We start from the raw sequence: 14,665 nt of genomic DNA, 5'->3' as shown, positions 1-14,665 counted from the left end.
TAGAGAATATTTGTCAAGTCCCAATTTATACTTGCCTTGACGATTAGAAATCGCAACTATATAAGTAAAATCCACCTTCATGGGTTTCAAAACCTTGATTTCTTGTTAGTCCGCGCAGGCGGACTTTTTTTGTGTAGTAGCTCATTATATGAGGCTAACAATTTTAAAACATCCTCTTAGCCGCCTTTGTGTAAGATTTAACCATAATTATTCAACTGGAAATGATATAAAGTAAGTTTTGTAATCGCTACATGACTTATATTCTATGGATTCTACTGATTTTGATTCTTGGGGCTATGCGCGAGTCTCAACCGACGAGCAAGCGCAAGACAAAGACGCGCTTCTCAAGCAAATGCAGAGGCTGAGAGATGCGGGTGTGAGAAAAATCTTTTTTGATATTGACAAACGCACCAAGCACGATCGCAAAGGTCTACTTAACTTAATTAAAGCAGTTCAAGAACTCCCAACTAATCACGATATCAAATTCTTAAAATTTACTCGATTAGATAGAGTTGCAGCATCGCAAGTCATCTTTTACAAACTTATAAGTGAACTTCAAAAGAAAAAAATTAAACCAGTTGCTCTTGACGATCCGTTCGATTTGGATTCAGTAGGGGGAGAACTGACGGTTGATATTCGGTTAGATGTAGCCAAGCATGAGGTGAAAATGTTGGGCTTGCGAATTCGGAAGGAGCGCGAACTGCGGCGCAAAGAGAAGAAAAGCCATTTTTTTGCACCGTTTGGTTACAAAATTGAAAAAGACAAATATGTTTTTAATAATGACCCCTGTATTTGTTTAATTGATAGCAAGCAAGAGTTATCGGTGGTTGAAGTTGCACAATTTATATTGAAAACTTTTTATCAGGTTGGTAGCTGCACGCAAACAGCTAAGAAATTAAATGAATTTTTTGGTGTTGGTTCAAAATGTTCGGAAAAATATGTTATGAAATCAGGGAATTATTCAATTGATGAAGATGATACGCTGACTCAAAAAACATTAAAGAAAAAAATAGATGAAAAGTCTAATGCAGGGCTGCGTTACCCATACTCAGGGCTGAGATGGACGACTACTGGCATTCGAGATTGGTTAACTAATCCAGTGCTGGCTGGTGGAACTCCTTATGGTACGGTTAAGGAAAATGGGAACAAAAAGTCTTTTGATGAGATTAACGTTTTTTGGAACACGCACGACGACCAAGCATTAATTACATTTCAACAGCATCAAGAAATTAAAGGAATTATTCGTGGTAATCGCAAGAATGCATGGGCGTCACATGGCGATCGCGATCCACAAAAACTGAATATCTTCCAAGGTTTGATAGTCTGTGCAAAATGCAATGCTAAATTCGTCAAGGTTGCAACCTACCAAAGCAGAAAAGATAGCAGATATAAATCATATTACCAATGCACATATTACCTGAAAAATGGTATGTGCCAGCATAAAACTGCAATTACTAACTTTGATCTTGAAGACCAAATTATTGAGTTTCTGGTTAAGGAAGCACAACGCCTTTCTGTACTGGGGGAACAAAAGAATACACCTGTGGTAGAAAGCAAAGAATTACAAGAATTGCGATCGCAACTCCAAGCCCTAGAATCAATCCCTGGTAACAACCCTGCTATTGAGACAGCCAAACAGGGGATCCACCTGCAAATTGCTGAGTTGCTTGATAGTGGAGAAAGAAGCGATCGAGCTTTGCTCATCAGCCGAGAAAGGATTATAGCTGCATTCAGCAACAGGGATTTTTGGAAAGGTATAGAGAACCCTATGGATAAAAAACGTCTGTTGCGCGAGTGCATCATGTGTGCGGTTGTGGATGAAGGGAAAGTGGTAGAGGTTAAGTTGCGGATTTAGGTAGGTTGGGTTGAGGAACGAAACCCAACTCCATAATGCGATGTCAATAGACATCTCCAAAAATTAAGTATGCGTTACCCAAAAGTCTTGGTAGGGGCGCGGCGGTCTTGCGCCCTTACATCATTTCTGGAGATGTCTAATGGATACTGATATTTTAATTGACATCCAGCACGGTCATCCTCCTGCTTTGGCTTGGTTTACCAGTTTGCCCGAACTGTCATTGAGACTACCTAACGAACTGTTAGAATAACTCTTGTGGGGTAGGCTTTGTCGTTGGGTGAATTTTTAGAACGAATTAGATGAAAAAAATATGTCCTTACAACTCAAAATCGACTATCCAGAAACTTTACCAGATGCCTTACAACAGACGCGAGAACAGTTTGAGCAAGAAGCAAAAATGGCAATGGCAGTTAAGCTATTTGAAATGAAACGCATTTCTTCTGGCGTAGCAGCACAATTAGCAGGTATGGATAGAGTTTCTTTTTTACTCAATTTACATCATTATGGAGTTCCAATGATTGATTTAACCGAAGAGGAACTTTTATCTGATGCGTGAAAATGCCTAATACTGATAAAAAAGCGATATAAGTCGCCAAATCAATTAGGTCACGGATAGCCTAGGGATGTTGATAAACATTACCCATTTTCGTTTAAACCTTTCTGCTCTTGAACTTTTGCCCGCACTGAAGTACGAATATCATCCCAATCTTGCTCAGTTAAAGGTGTTGCACTTCCAGAATTTAACCCTTCTAGTAATAAAGTCTCTAAACGTTCCTGAGCTTTACGCTTTTGATCTTGACGCACCAACTCACGGAAATACTCGCTAATGGTGCTATAACCACCATCCGCAACCTGTTCCTCTATGTAAGCACGCATACCGTCCGGTAAAGAAATATTAATACTTTTCATCGGTATTTCAAACTCTTTTACTTTATCATGCCATTTTATGCCATTTTATGCCACGCTTGCAGACGATGATAATTCCCGGATACTATTGGTGCGGCTCCTGAGCAACTGGAATCTCTACCTGGAGCACAAACGGAAGCTAGCACTATTGCTGTGATGTTTAACACTCAGCCCATCACTGGCGATCGCGCACCTAATGTCGCATAACAACCTGATTTTGGGTAAATTCGAGCCAAGTTGTTAGCGCAAGTTCAGTGAAGCCAATTGCGGGGATAATGCTTAATACGAAAACGAAACTTCAGAAAGATACTCTGACAGTGCTAGTGATTCTTAGCACTGATTCCTGTTGAAATGTTTGTTTATAACTCGATATCATTTCTTCAATCTGGAAATTTTTAGTTGGGCTGTTTTCGTAAATCAAAATGATTAGTTTAGTCTTTTCCTTGGTTAGTTTGCCTGAACTGTTAAGGTATTGCCCATAGGCATCCATTACAGTTAATCCTTCGGGGACACGGGGTGTAATCACACGTCTCAAAAATAGCTGCCACTCAACTTCAGATACCATCTTTCCGTCTGGCTTGGATAAACCAAAGTACAACTCATCTTTAGTAAGAATTTTTTCACTTGAGTTTTGAGTGGGTGTTTGGGGTAATTGGGCGCGAGCAGAAGTATTTGTATAAGCAGGAACGATAATAAGTAAACCTGTAAGAATTAGGTTATTCAGGCTTCTTTGTATAATTGTCATAGAATCTGGGATTTGAATTGTTAAGTTTACATCTATAATTTACTCAACAATCATTACTAGACAATTTCGGAAATTATTGATAAATTACTTACTTTTCCTGACTTTACCTAACTTTCTGGAGTTTTTAGAAGTATGCTCTCAAGACGTAGTAACCATTGGTTAAAATGCTGGCATTGCTGACGTATCGAATCCAACCCAATATCGATCGCAAGCAGCGAACCATGCAGTGGTTTGTCATATCCATGACAACAATTAAGAATTCGTTTTGATGGTGCTGTGATTGGATTGTCGTTAATATGTTCGGGTGAAGGAAAGGCGTCTCGCTCGGCTTGTAAAATACTGACGACACCTTCATCAAACCATGCAGAAAACACTTGAGGACTGCTATACAGAAGCCCTTCAAACTCATGAACAAGCAAATTGGGGATAAAATTTTTGTGACCGATATCCTTGCCCATTTCCTGTTCAAGATACTCAGCCTTCTGGAATGGGTCACTGGTTTTTGGCAGGGAATTACTACCCGGAAAATCATTGGGTAAGCCGTACATATCAAACATTGTGGTAACAAACGCCTTGCTGTCTTCAAGGCACTTGCGATTTAATTGCGGCTTAATTTTAGCGTAGCTCACTACACCGCCTTTGCCAATTGAACTGGTTTTTACAAGAATCGGGTTGAGATAGATGTTTTTCTCTTGAAAATACTCGTAGAGCACTTCCCTGACAAATGTTTCCTCCGTTTGCCCTTCAACGAAAATATTTACCCGGATCATCGTGAAGGTCTCCCTCCGACAACGTTCTTCTTCCAAAGCTCACCCAGGCTATAGTCCTCAAGCCATTCCTCCAGATCGTGCTTTACCAGTCTGCGAAATGATGATTTCTCCTCATGACGATCTACTACAATGACATCATTTGCATCAAATTCATTAAGCAGTTCCACTGACTGGGTTGAAACAATCACTTGTTTTTTGGTAGTACGTATCAATGATGCCAGAATAGCGATCGCATAGGGATGGAGACCCAGTTCTGGCTCATCAACTAGAATTGTCTCAGGCTGAAGCTCTTCAGGTTGCAGGAAAACGGTTGCCAGACACACGAAACGCAGTGTACCATCCGAAAGCAGATGTGCCTTGAACGGAACATCCTGCCCTCGCTCAAACCATTCCAACTCGATAAACTCCTTGTTTTGCGGCGAGGGACGCAGGTAAAAGTCTCCAAAAAACGGAGCAACAAGCCGAATGGTTTTGATGATTTTCTGATACGAGGCTGGGTTGCGATCGCGCAACAGATACAGGAAGGATGCAAGGTTACGTGCATCACTCCGCAGGTAAATGTTGTCATTGATACCATGCAGCTGCTTTACATAAGCACTGTCACTGGTGTCATGAAAATGATAAACCCGCCACTGCTGCATAGCAGACAAAACGTACTCGTCAATTCCTATCCTTGTGTCAACAAAAGCCAATGTCTCAAAATGTCCCCTACCAATTTCACGCTCACCACTCATATCCCACCAGAAGGACTCCTTCGCAAACATCAGACGATTATCCTGGGTTGGTTCTAACGTGGCGAAGTACCCATTATTGCCGAAGTATAGCTGAAATTCCAGTTGTTGGGTTGTTTTACGCCCAAAATGCAATAATGCATCGGGACTACCCTGGCGGCTGACAAAAACTTGCAGGTTCTGCTCAAGCAACTGCTGAATCATCCGGAAGAATCCGATAAAATTAGATTTCCCCGCCCCGTTAGCTCCAATCAAAACGTTGACTCTAGAGAGTTCAAGGTCACATCTGGCGATAGATTTGAAGCCTTTTAAAATAATTCTCGACAGTTGTTTGTCTCTATTCGTCCCCGTCATGCAAAAGTCTCCCGATATCCAGGCTTTTAAGATGCTGACTTCATTATGAGGTTATTTGAGTTAGGTGTACCTTCCTCCGATTTTGTTATTAGTTTTTACTCACCATTTAAACGTCAATTTACTTCTTAGGCTGTTGAGTGAGAATTCGCTTCCAACTACCGTTTTCACACCTGCTTGTCGGGGTTTAATATGCTCAACCGTAAAACTTTCGGTGGCAAATTGTTCGGAACAACGACAATACTCGCAGTAACCACGAGCACTCGTCAGCAACAATACGCCTGATTGATTCTGGGGTTCGTTCTGACATTAGGCTACGTTGCCATGTATAGGCAAGAACTCGTTAATTAGCACTTTCAAATCAACAGTCGCGAAGTTGAGCCAGTTTTATCAATGCTTCTGCACGTTCAGCATCTTGTTGTTCGACGCGCTCAATGTACATGAGTAGCTCTTGGTGCTCTGTGTCTGTCATGACTCCCATCTCGTTTTGCTGACGCAGATAAGCCAATCTATCTTGTTCTTCAGAAGACAGACGGCGTTGAATAATTTGAAGCAAAGCGGTTTCATCAGGTGAGGGCTTTAGTGCTTCCGATACCTGTAGTGCCTCATGAGAAAGGGTTTCCAAAAATTCAACAGCCTTTACTAAAGATTCTCCTGGTAATTGTTCGAGTAAAGCAATCGCTCTCTGACGAATTTCTGTAGGTACAGCCATAGGAAACCTAATCTCGTTTGCTTTTAGCTCTGATTATAGCTATATTACAGTGCGATCGCTTCCGACGGGGCGAAAACCCATTCAAATTTTGTCCCTATCATGTCAACTTAAGTATCTGCTTTTCTCAATAACTAAAACTCGTATCCCTGTGCTACCCAATAATGCCAGTCAGCCACAGCTTCTGCCGTTTCCTCATTAACATCTATTGGGTTAATTTCAGATAGACGTGCGGAGAAAATATCGTCAACGGTTCCCTCTTGATATCGCACTTCTACAAACATATCGTGCAAACAATCATCTTCTGGCGACATTTCTATGACCTCAACATCCCTTCCTTCTGGGCGCTTACGGCTTATCCACTTGGCTTGAAAGGGAAAGTGAAGTCTGTCATCAAGGTAATAGTACCATCCCATTGCCCAAATGTTTCAGACTCAACCTATCACTGGCGATCGCGCAACGAAAGCTGTGGTCACCAAACAAATGGCTCAAGCTAACTACATCCATTTAGCCACCCATGGCTTACTGGAAAATTTGGGTGAGCCGGGAATTCCTGGTGCTGTAGCCTTAGCGCCTGATGGTCAAGATGATGGTTTGCTGAGTGCGGATGAAGTCTTAAAGATGAAGCTTTCTGCAGAGTTAGTGGTCTTAAGTGCGTGCGATACTGGCAGAGGAAGGATTACTGGCGATGGAGTCATTGGCTTACCTCGTGCATTTATTTCTGCGGGGACACCAAGTATTGTGGTTTCTTTGTGGCGGGTATCGGATGAATCCACTGCTTTTTTCATGCCAGAATTTTATCGGCAGTTAAAACTACACAAGGATAACGCCATCGCACTCAGACAAGCGATGTTAACGACAATGAAGAAATATCCTCATCCCAGTGATTGGTCTGCTTTTTTGCTTATTGGTGAAGCAGATTGAAAAAAAGTAGTTTCGATTTTTTAAGCAGATAAACTTAGATGCTGCTGTTCTTGGAAAAGCCCTGTCACGATATCCTCTGCTGCAATTCCTGCTGCAATTAACGCTTCAGTCAGTCCCTCCTCAAAATTATCATCCTCAATAACAACCTTGCTGTTTACCAGTCGAGCATGAAACAAGATTGTGTTCAACCAAGTATTCTTATCCCAACCCGTTGCAATAATGAGAAATTGACCTGACTCGGCATCACACACTGAGCGAAGTTGGATATTTTGTAACCTAGGCTGTGCAGTTGATGCCTTCCGCAACACTTGTGTCAATATTTTAGCATAGGTTAGTGAATTATCCATTTTACAATAACCTCATTTGTAGAAAGAACTAACCGCAGCCTGTAGCGGATGGACGCTGATACATTTGTAACTCAGCAGACTGGGTTTAGGACAATGCGTGGCTGAAATGGTAGCAGCTCAAATATTTAACGATCGCAAAGGACAATCGCGGACAATATATGGGGTAGTATCAACTGGTACATTGTGGAAGTTTTTAACACTTGAAGCACAAACCTTAAAAATTGACAGGACTGAATACTTCATTGCACAACTTGAAGAAATTCTGGGAATTTTATCTGAACCATTTAGGAAATAAGTAAAATAGAGTACATCACTTACGTGGTTGTGGATGAAGAGAATGTGGTAGAGGTAAGGCGGCGGATTTAGCAGATCTGTGTACTTTTTTTGCTTTGGTTGCTGCTTGTCGAGCTTCATATTCGCATACTAAACGCACAATCATTTCAGCGATCGACTCAACTCCTTCATCAGCACTGTGCATAATATCCAATCATTGATTGCCATTCAAAAATAAACATTTGTCAAAGGATGTGCTGTAGCGTAAAGAGCGATCGTATTCTATGAAAATGTTCTCAGCGAGCCAAATGCCAAAATTTGTTTTTAATTCTTCAACCTATGCAAAGACGTGCCATGGCACGTCTCTACAGGCAGAAAATTTGGTAACCAATTTATAACTTACGCAATTGTTGCTCCTGCAAACTCAGGAGCAATTGAGTTGAATGCTGCTGCAGCCCGTTTAGGAATATCAGGCGATCGCCTAATCATTATGACCTATGCCCAATTTGCTCCTGAGGAATTACAAACCTACTCTCCAGGGGTTGTCCTAGTAGATAATCAAAATTGCCTGATTTGAGTCTGTCAATAGGCACAAATGTTGGAAGCAACTTACCTGATTAACAATCTCATTTCTTGAACTGCGGTTACAAAATCACAAAAGAAGAACTGGATACTAATTTAAAACGTTAAAATAGAATTATTTGAATCCTTGGTTATAAGGTGGCTCACATTATTAATAAAAGCATCCCAGTACTTACGTCCAAAAAGGAAAATATGGTAGATAGTCCACTAATAAAAAAATTGTGTATAAAATCAGGACAAAGAATGATTATTATTAATCCACCAGTAGGGTATATGGATTTACTTGGCGCTCTACCAGAAGGTGTTGAGTTAGCAACAGAATTAGAAGGGACATTTGACTTCATTCATTTGTTTGTCCAAACTATTTCAGAATTGGAAAACTTTGCGCCAAAAGTCATCAGTGCTTTAAAGTACGATGGTATGTTATGGATTGCCTACCCAAAGAGGACTTCAAAAGTCAAAACTGATATTTATCGCGATGTGGGTTGGGATGTTATTGAGAATGCAGGTTTGAGGGGAGTATCTCAGATAGCAATTAATGATGTTTGGTCAGCATTGCGTTTTAGACCTGCTGAGCGAGTTGGCAAATAAGCAACACAAGTATTGGTATTAGCGCTCTATGGCATGGTTTCCCTGTTAGATACAGTGGGTACATTGCCGACAACACTGTAAATGTTAGTGGCTCATAATATAAATCTTATCAGAAAGAAACTAATGAGTAAGTAACCAGTCAGGCGATTAACGGCAACGCCTACTGTGTAAATATTGGAAAAGCCCCACCAATTCCAGTATTGAAGGTCAATACTAAAAATGCCTGCTAGAGTGACTAGTCCGATAAGCAGTAGCCTCGTACTGATAGATAGGGTATTCGTCAATAATAAAATTGCTGATAACACAGCAGCAACCAGTACCTGTGTCACAAATTCAATGATAAAGTAACGCCGCATTGAGTAGTAGGTTTCTGGCTTAATCGCTATAAAAGCTGCTACCTTGTCTTTCACGTAATACAAGCCTTTGGTTGAGATACGTTCTAAACTTTCACCAATACCTGCTTGCTCGTCTAACTCTCCCACACTTTTAATTCCCCAAGGGGTTAAATTTTGAGTGATTCCACTCCACAGAAACAGTAAAATACCACCAAATACTGTTCCTCTAAGCAAAGCTAACCAATCCACTTGTCTCTCCTTAATTCTAATAAACGTAAATAGTCAACTGTTATCTCTGACAAGGAGATCGCTTCATCGTCCAAAAGGATAAATTATTCCCAGGCAATTCATCTATTCTCAAAATTTCAAACCCATGCTTTTGGTAAAAATGTACGGCTGCTTCTGTGAAAGCTTCTAAGTAGCAAGGAAATCCGTCGCGATCCGCCTGTTTTAGAATTGGTTGCAACAGCGAACTTCCAATTCCCTGTCCTCGATAGGCAGGCGCAACCCCTAGTATCAGCAAATACCAGTGCGGTTGGGGCAGATCGTGTTTATGATGTGAGTTTAATGCAAATAGCGATACCCATCGCTTAAAACCACTCCAACCAAGCTTGAATGGTAACGCGTACAAACCTGCTTGCAAGAGATGAAAGAAGTTGATAGGGAAATACCCTGGCGGAATCCAAGCTACAACGCCTTTCAAGTCTTTTGAAGTTACATAAGTGTGATTGTACGATTGGCTATAGCGCAAAATAGATTTACAAAAACATTTAATAATGTCTGCTCTCGCCTCACCTGTTTCCACAGTAATGTAGCGAAGCATTGGATCGTCATCAAATGCATGGCAAAGAATTGTACTCGCTTCATCGATTTGCGATCGCTCAAGACAAATAACGTCCATATTCATGTTCAATCCAACGGTAGATCTGAAATATGCTGCTGAGGATTAAGCACAACATTTTTTAACAATGTGTGTAAATGTGTTAACATCCGCTTAACGGTGGCAGTTTCAAACAGCTCGGCATTATAAATTAGAGCTGGTTGAATGCTATCGTTGTGTTCCACAACCCATAGAATTAAATCCACTTCACACATCAATCCAGCAGGAGGCGAAGCTACTTCTGCTCTTACTCCAGGGAGTTGAATTTGTCTATCTCCCAAATTGAGCAAATTAAACATCACTTGGAAAGGTGGCATGGGTGGAATTTGCTGTTGGTGTTGGATCTCCATTAGCTTTCCAAATGGCAAGTTTTGATGAGCGTGTGCATCCAGCACTGTCTCCCTCACCCTGTCTAACAATTCTCGAAACGTTGGGTTACCCGATAGATTTGTCCGCAAAACTATCCCATTGCCTAAAAATCCAATTGGAGCTTCCAATTCAAGCCGATTGCGATTTGCACTTGGAGCACCCACAAGAATATCCTCTTGACCCGTGTAGCGGTATAATAATGTTTGAAATACCGCCAGCAAGAACATAAACATTGTAACTCCTTCACGACGGTTTAGTAATTGTAGAGCCACGCTTAAGTTTGGAGATAAATCTAGAGTTTGCATTGCACTGCGGTAGCGCTGCATTGGTTGGCGTGAACTATCAGTGGGTAACTGCAATACAGTTAAACTGCCACCTAATTGCTGTTGCCAGTAAGCTAAGTGGCGATCAAGAATTTCTCCTTGCAACCACTGTCTTTGCCAAGCAGCAAAGTCTGCATACTGAATTGCTAGTTCGGGTAGTGGCGAAGGCTGTCCCTTGCAAAAAGCAGCGTACAGCGTTGTCAACTCCTGGATGAACACCCGAATTGACCAGCCGTCACAGATTAACGTATGCATTGTCCACAGCAGAATATGCTCTTGCTCGCTGAGGCACAGCAAAGTACCCCGGAAGAGTAAACTTTGAATGATATTGAAAGGCTGTTGCAGTTCCTCCGCGTTCAACCGTTGGGCTTCGGCTTCGCGTTCGGCTGCTGGTAACTGTTGTAGCTCAATCCGTGTTAGACTAAAATCCACATCTGGGAGAATTACCTGAATTGGTTGCCCATTTACCTCTGTCAAAGTAGTTCGTAAGATTTCATGGCGTCGGATAATTTCCTTTAAGCACTGTTCTAGAACCTCCAGGTTAAGCCAGCCAGTGAAACGAACAGCTATTGGGACATTAAAACTTGGGTTATTCGGTGCAAATTGATTAAAGAACCATAACTGCTGCTGACCAAAGGACAAAGGTAGATCGCTGTTGCGGGAAATGGGCACAATAGGTGGCAAATTCACTTGTTCTCGATGAGCACTCTTGAGGCTTTTTGCTAAACTAGCAATTGTGGGTGCAGCAAAAAGCTGACGCAAAGAAATCTCAACTTTGAAAGCTTCGCTGATTCGAGAGATAATTTGAGCGGCAAGTAAAGAGTGCCCTCCTAAATCAAAGAAATTATCGTGAATGCCAACTTGCTCAAGCCCGAGAACTTCAGCCCAGATATTTGCTAATACCTCTTCAGTAGAATTGCTAGGCGCTACAAAGACTGCTTCTAACTCAGGTCTAGTCTTGCTAGGTACCGGAAGTAAACTACGATCGACCTTTCCGTTGGGTGTAAGCGGTAAAGAATCTAGCAATACGAAAGTAACAGGTACCATGTATTCGGGTAATTTTTGATGCAAAAAGCTACGCAGTTGTGGCACCAACTCCCGAGTAAATTTTCCCTGTAAAGGATTGTTAACATACGTTTTCCACGGTTTACAGGAGCTTGTTGGCTGTTGGGGAGTAGAGATTTCTTCCTTGAGTTGCTCTGTTCTTGTGAGTTTGTATCGTCTGAGGATGACATTGTAACAGCCATCCGTACTCGAACTTGACCAATCAATGTTAACGATATAAGGTAAATCCTGACTAAATGGCCATAAATCTTCAGGATCTATCCCACTCTCTGGAGAAATTTTTTGTAGGGCTTGACGCAAATCTCTTACAGTTGCAGGTGCATTGGAACTGGCAAGCAATTCAACTGTTTTTATTTCTTGCAAGAGACGAGCATTAGGTACGCGTGTAATACCTAAAACTTCTGGCTGGGTTTTTAGCAGCATCTGACGGACAGTTGATAGGTTCAAACTCTGATGATGCCAATCCAACCATGTAGGGTTTACAGAAAGAGATTGTTTTACTCCTATGTGAATGACTGCTTGATAGCGAAACCGAGTCAGTTCATTGTGGTAACGACCACGCTTGGGTCGAATTTCCACATGGCTAATCTGTGGGAAATGCTCTTTCAAGGCAGTGAACAAGGCTGGATCGATAATCAATTCTTCTTCCTGCATCATGCGCTTTTGAACGCGCTGTCGTAACTGTGCTGTAGGTAGGGTAGCAGGTGACTCATCTAAGAGAACAGAAGTATGAAAAGCTTCTAGTAATGGAAGACTACGTACATCTCCCACAAAGATAAATCCTCCTGGTGCTACTACATTAACAGCCCCTTCTAAAACCTGTAAGAAATAATCAATGCTAGGAAAATGTTGAACAATAGAGTTTAAAATAACTGCATCAAAAGAACCTGGTTCTATTGCCTCGAAATCCTCTGCTGTTTTTTGGAGCAGGGTAATGTTGGATAAGGGTCGATCCAGTTGGTTAAGTTGTTGCCGTACATAGTTTAGCGCTACAGGTGAGAAATCGGTACCCCAATAGCTTGTGCAATGGGGTGCAATTTGAAAGAGCAGCAACCCAGTACCGCAACCAATCTCTAGTACAAAGCTTGGTTGCAACGAGAGAATTTGCTCAACAGCATCGTCTACCCACTCGTGCATCTCCTCTGCAGCAATGGGCAAACGGGTGTAGCTACTGTTCCAGCCAATGGTATTGAAAGTTGGGTCTTGATGTGCTTGGGATTGACTGTAAATCTCATCCCATACCTTCTGCCATTGCGAAGTATGTATGTCATCCCATTGTGTTCCGGTTACTTGTTGCTCGACTTTTTGGTATTGTGGATTAGCAACTATATAAGCTGTCAGATATTTGTTGTCGGGTTTATCCTCGTGGGTAATGACGACTGATTCCTCCACGGCTGGGTGCTGGTTCAAAATGGCTTCAATTTCTCCTAGCTCAACTCGGAAACCGCGAATCTTGACTTGGTGGTCGAGACGTCCGAGAAACTCAATATCGCCATTGGTTAAATAACGTGCCAAATCCCCAGTTTTATACATACGCACATCTTGGTTCTGGCTAAAGGGATTTGTAATGAATTTCTCAGCCGTCAGATCGGGTCGGTTGAGGTAACCTCGTGCTAAACCAACACTGCTCACACACAACTCACCTGTGACTCCAACAGGAACAGGTTGCAGATGAGAATCCAAGATGTAAATTTGTGTGTTAGCAATGGGACGACCAATAGGAACAGAAGTCACTGATGAATTTGCTCTGGTGTCATAACTCGTTACATCAGCCGATACCTCAGATGAACCGTAGAGATTGATTAAAATACTCTGAGGCATAATTGTTTGAAAGCGTTGGCTGAGCGCTAAGGAGATTGCTTCACCACTGGTAAAGCAATACTTGAGATGGTAAAGTTGATCGGGGAGATCGGTTGCACAGTCTAAAATCGCCCTTAACAATGATGGTACTAGTACAATACGTGTAATCTGATTGGTAGCAAGAGTTTGAACTAGCTGTTTGGTATCTTTCACAACTTCATCTGGAACGATCGCTATTGGTATTCCCTGAAGCAACGGACCAAAAATCTCCCAAACAGAGTCTACAAAACTGAGGGAAGTTTTCTGACAACACCTTTCCCCTACCTCGAAAGGATAAACTTCCCACATCCAATGAAAACGATTCACTGCGCCTTGATGAAGACCAAGAACTCCCTTGGGTGTTCCGGTAGTTCCTGAAGTGTAAATGACATACGCAAGACAATCAGCTGTGGTCTCGATTGTAGGGTTTTCTTTGCTCTCTTGAGTAATTTCTTTCCAATCGCTGTCTAAGCACACTATATGTGTTTCAATGTTGGAAAAACGGTTTACTAAATACTGCTTGGTCAGAAGCACGGGCACTTTGCTGTCTTGAACTATAAAAGCTAAACGCTCTGTTGGGTAAGCTGGGTCTAGTGGTACGTAAGCACCTCCAGCTTTCAAGATACCCAACAGGCTCACTAATGTTAAGAGCGATCGCTCCAAGCAAATACCGACCAGTACCTCGGATCTGACATTAAATCGTTTGAGATAGTGCGCTAGTTGATTGGCTCGACAGTTTAGCTCCCAATATGTAAGTTGTTTATCCTTACAAATTGCAGCAACTGCGTTCGGAGACTTAGCGACTTGCTCTACAAACAGCTGATGGATGCATCTATCTAGAGGGTATTTTACCTGAGTATTGTTCCAATCTACTAGCAACTGATGCAATTCAGTGTCTGTCAATTGCACGTCCGAAAAGTGTTGCTCGCGATCGGCAATAACTGGCAATTGCGAAGTTTTTAAACCCTTGTTCATTTGATGTTCCTTCAAGTTAATGTCAGCACTTTAACACAGGTAGTATTAAGCTGTTCTGCTTTTAATTTGCACGCTAGGACGGGCGAGGACGCCCA

The 14,665-nt window shown here is 41.9% G+C and carries 16 protein-coding genes and 1 pseudogene; 6 read left to right on the top strand and 11 right to left on the bottom strand.

The genetic code is table 11. The annotated features are described in order from the left end of the window. The first annotated feature begins 265 nt into the window (after window positions 1-265). Together xisF and WA1_RS00975 are read left to right on the top strand one after the other, a co-directional pair. Window positions 266-1,855 (top strand): fdxN element excision recombinase XisF, encoded by a 1,590-nt coding sequence (gene xisF / locus WA1_RS00980; protein ID WP_017742093.1) that lies wholly within the window; start codon window positions 266-268, stop codon window positions 1,853-1,855. Between the two features lie 310 nt (window positions 1,856-2,165). Continuing rightward, window positions 2,166-2,411, top strand: a complete 246-nt coding sequence (locus tag WA1_RS00975; RefSeq protein ID WP_017742095.1) for a UPF0175 family protein — start codon at window positions 2,166-2,168, stop codon at window positions 2,409-2,411. Window positions 2,412-2,491: 80 nt separating this feature from the next. On the opposite strand, the gene WA1_RS00970 is transcribed toward WA1_RS00975, so the two are convergent. The 6 genes from WA1_RS00970 to WA1_RS00945 all read right to left on the bottom strand — a co-directional run bounded on the left by WA1_RS00970 (window position 2,492) and on the right by WA1_RS00945 (window position 6,483). Then, complete coding sequence (locus tag WA1_RS00970; RefSeq protein WP_017742096.1) at window positions 2,492-2,764, bottom strand: type II toxin-antitoxin system ParD family antitoxin; 273 nt, start codon at window positions 2,762-2,764, stop codon at window positions 2,492-2,494. A gap of 295 nt (window positions 2,765-3,059) precedes the next feature. After that, window positions 3,060-3,506, bottom strand: a complete 447-nt coding sequence (locus tag WA1_RS00965) for a DUF3574 domain-containing protein (RefSeq protein ID WP_017742097.1) — start codon at window positions 3,504-3,506, stop codon at window positions 3,060-3,062. Between the two features lie 107 nt (window positions 3,507-3,613). Then, complete coding sequence (locus WA1_RS00960; protein ID WP_017742098.1) at window positions 3,614-4,276, bottom strand: DUF4276 family protein; 663 nt, start codon at window positions 4,274-4,276, stop codon at window positions 3,614-3,616. Then, a complete protein-coding gene (locus tag WA1_RS00955; RefSeq protein WP_017742099.1) occupies window positions 4,273-5,361 on the bottom strand; it encodes an AAA family ATPase in 1,089 nt (362 codons plus the stop codon). Before WA1_RS00955 ends, WA1_RS00960 begins: the two co-directional genes overlap by 4 nt. A 358-nt stretch (window positions 5,362-5,719) precedes the next feature. Then, window positions 5,720-6,070: a hypothetical protein gene (locus WA1_RS00950; protein ID WP_017742100.1), complete on the bottom strand. Its 351-nt coding sequence runs from the start codon at window positions 6,068-6,070 to the stop codon at window positions 5,720-5,722. Window positions 6,071-6,201: 131 nt separating this feature from the next. After that, complete coding sequence (locus WA1_RS00945) at window positions 6,202-6,483, bottom strand: calcium-binding protein (RefSeq protein WP_017742101.1); 282 nt, start codon at window positions 6,481-6,483, stop codon at window positions 6,202-6,204. Between the two features lie 7 nt (window positions 6,484-6,490). On the opposite strand from WA1_RS00945, the gene WA1_RS00940 reads away from it, so the two are divergent. Further along, window positions 6,491-6,991 carry a CHAT domain-containing protein gene (locus WA1_RS00940; protein ID WP_017742102.1) on the top strand — a complete coding sequence of 167 codons (501 nt, stop codon included), beginning with the start codon at window positions 6,491-6,493 and terminating at the stop codon, window positions 6,989-6,991. A gap of 20 nt (window positions 6,992-7,011) precedes the next feature. On the opposite strand, the gene WA1_RS00935 is transcribed toward WA1_RS00940, so the two are convergent. Continuing rightward, on the bottom strand, window positions 7,012-7,338 hold the full coding sequence (locus WA1_RS00935) for an element excision factor XisI family protein (RefSeq protein ID WP_017742103.1): 327 nt from the start codon (window positions 7,336-7,338) through the stop codon (window positions 7,012-7,014). A 106-nt stretch (window positions 7,339-7,444) separates the two neighbouring features. Between WA1_RS00935 and WA1_RS00930 the strand changes: the two genes are divergently transcribed. Beyond that, window positions 7,445-7,633 (top strand): hypothetical protein, encoded by a 189-nt coding sequence (locus WA1_RS00930; protein WP_017742104.1) that lies wholly within the window; start codon window positions 7,445-7,447, stop codon window positions 7,631-7,633. 15 nt (window positions 7,634-7,648) lie between these two features. On the opposite strand, the gene WA1_RS56515 is transcribed toward WA1_RS00930, so the two are convergent. Then, on the bottom strand, window positions 7,649-7,816 hold the full coding sequence (locus tag WA1_RS56515; RefSeq protein WP_017742105.1) for a hypothetical protein: 168 nt from the start codon (window positions 7,814-7,816) through the stop codon (window positions 7,649-7,651). Window positions 7,817-7,993: 177 nt separating this feature from the next. On the opposite strand from WA1_RS56515, the pseudogene WA1_RS00925 reads away from it, so the two are divergent. Both WA1_RS00925 and WA1_RS00920 read left to right on the top strand, forming a co-directional pair. Next, window positions 7,994-8,188: pseudogene (locus tag WA1_RS00925) on the top strand (aspartate 1-decarboxylase); the annotation flags it as partial. A gap of 248 nt (window positions 8,189-8,436) precedes the next feature. Next, window positions 8,437-8,784 (top strand): hypothetical protein, encoded by a 348-nt coding sequence (locus tag WA1_RS00920; RefSeq protein WP_201789057.1) that lies wholly within the window; start codon window positions 8,437-8,439, stop codon window positions 8,782-8,784. 92 nt (window positions 8,785-8,876) lie between these two features. Here the strand turns inward: WA1_RS00920 and WA1_RS00915 are convergent, their stop codons facing one another. Genes WA1_RS00915 through WA1_RS00905 form a run of 3 tightly spaced genes read right to left on the bottom strand, consistent with a single transcriptional unit; the run spans window position 8,877 to window position 14,570 of the window. Further along, window positions 8,877-9,368 (bottom strand): hypothetical protein, encoded by a 492-nt coding sequence (locus WA1_RS00915; RefSeq protein ID WP_017742108.1) that lies wholly within the window; start codon window positions 9,366-9,368, stop codon window positions 8,877-8,879. 40 nt (window positions 9,369-9,408) lie between these two features. Beyond that, entirely contained in the window at window positions 9,409-10,026 is a 618-nt protein-coding gene (locus WA1_RS00910) for a GNAT family N-acetyltransferase (protein WP_017742109.1), read from the bottom strand. Between the two features lie 2 nt (window positions 10,027-10,028). Continuing rightward, window positions 10,029-14,570, bottom strand: coding sequence for a non-ribosomal peptide synthetase (locus tag WA1_RS00905; RefSeq protein WP_017742110.1), 4,542 nt, complete (start codon window positions 14,568-14,570; stop codon window positions 10,029-10,031). Between the last annotated feature and the right edge of the window lie 95 nt (window positions 14,571-14,665).

The organism is Scytonema hofmannii PCC 7110 (assembly GCF_000346485.2).
GTDB classification, from domain to species: Bacteria; Cyanobacteriota; Cyanobacteriia; order Cyanobacteriales; family Nostocaceae; genus Scytonema; species Scytonema hofmannii.
Note: the sequence above shows the minus strand (reverse complement) of the source record. Positions and strands in the feature narration are given on the sequence as shown.

Coding starts and splice junctions, on each gene's coding strand:
- xisF (WP_017742093.1), top strand. CDS start 266: ATGGATTCTACTGATTTTGATTCTTGGGGCTATGCGCGAGTCTCAACC.
- WA1_RS00975 (WP_017742095.1), top strand. CDS start 2,166: ATGTCCTTACAACTCAAAATCGACTATCCAGAAACTTTACCAGATGCC.
- WA1_RS00970 (WP_017742096.1), bottom strand. CDS start 2,764: ATGAAAAGTATTAATATTTCTTTACCGGACGGTATGCGTGCTTACATA.
- WA1_RS00965 (WP_017742097.1), bottom strand. CDS start 3,506: ATGACAATTATACAAAGAAGCCTGAATAACCTAATTCTTACAGGTTTA.
- WA1_RS00960 (WP_017742098.1), bottom strand. CDS start 4,276: ATGATCCGGGTAAATATTTTCGTTGAAGGGCAAACGGAGGAAACATTT.
- WA1_RS00955 (WP_017742099.1), bottom strand. CDS start 5,361: ATGACGGGGACGAATAGAGACAAACAACTGTCGAGAATTATTTTAAAA.
- WA1_RS00950 (WP_017742100.1), bottom strand. CDS start 6,070: ATGGCTGTACCTACAGAAATTCGTCAGAGAGCGATTGCTTTACTCGAA.
- WA1_RS00945 (WP_017742101.1), bottom strand. CDS start 6,483: ATGGGATGGTACTATTACCTTGATGACAGACTTCACTTTCCCTTTCAA.
- WA1_RS00940 (WP_017742102.1), top strand. CDS start 6,491: ATGTTTCAGACTCAACCTATCACTGGCGATCGCGCAACGAAAGCTGTG.
- WA1_RS00935 (WP_017742103.1), bottom strand. CDS start 7,338: ATGGATAATTCACTAACCTATGCTAAAATATTGACACAAGTGTTGCGG.
- WA1_RS00930 (WP_017742104.1), top strand. CDS start 7,445: ATGGTAGCAGCTCAAATATTTAACGATCGCAAAGGACAATCGCGGACA.
- WA1_RS56515 (WP_017742105.1), bottom strand. CDS start 7,816: ATGCACAGTGCTGATGAAGGAGTTGAGTCGATCGCTGAAATGATTGTG.
- WA1_RS00920 (WP_201789057.1), top strand. CDS start 8,437: ATGATTATTATTAATCCACCAGTAGGGTATATGGATTTACTTGGCGCT.
- WA1_RS00910 (WP_017742109.1), bottom strand. CDS start 10,026: ATGAATATGGACGTTATTTGTCTTGAGCGATCGCAAATCGATGAAGCG.
- WA1_RS00905 (WP_017742110.1), bottom strand. CDS start 14,570: ATGAACAAGGGTTTAAAAACTTCGCAATTGCCAGTTATTGCCGATCGC.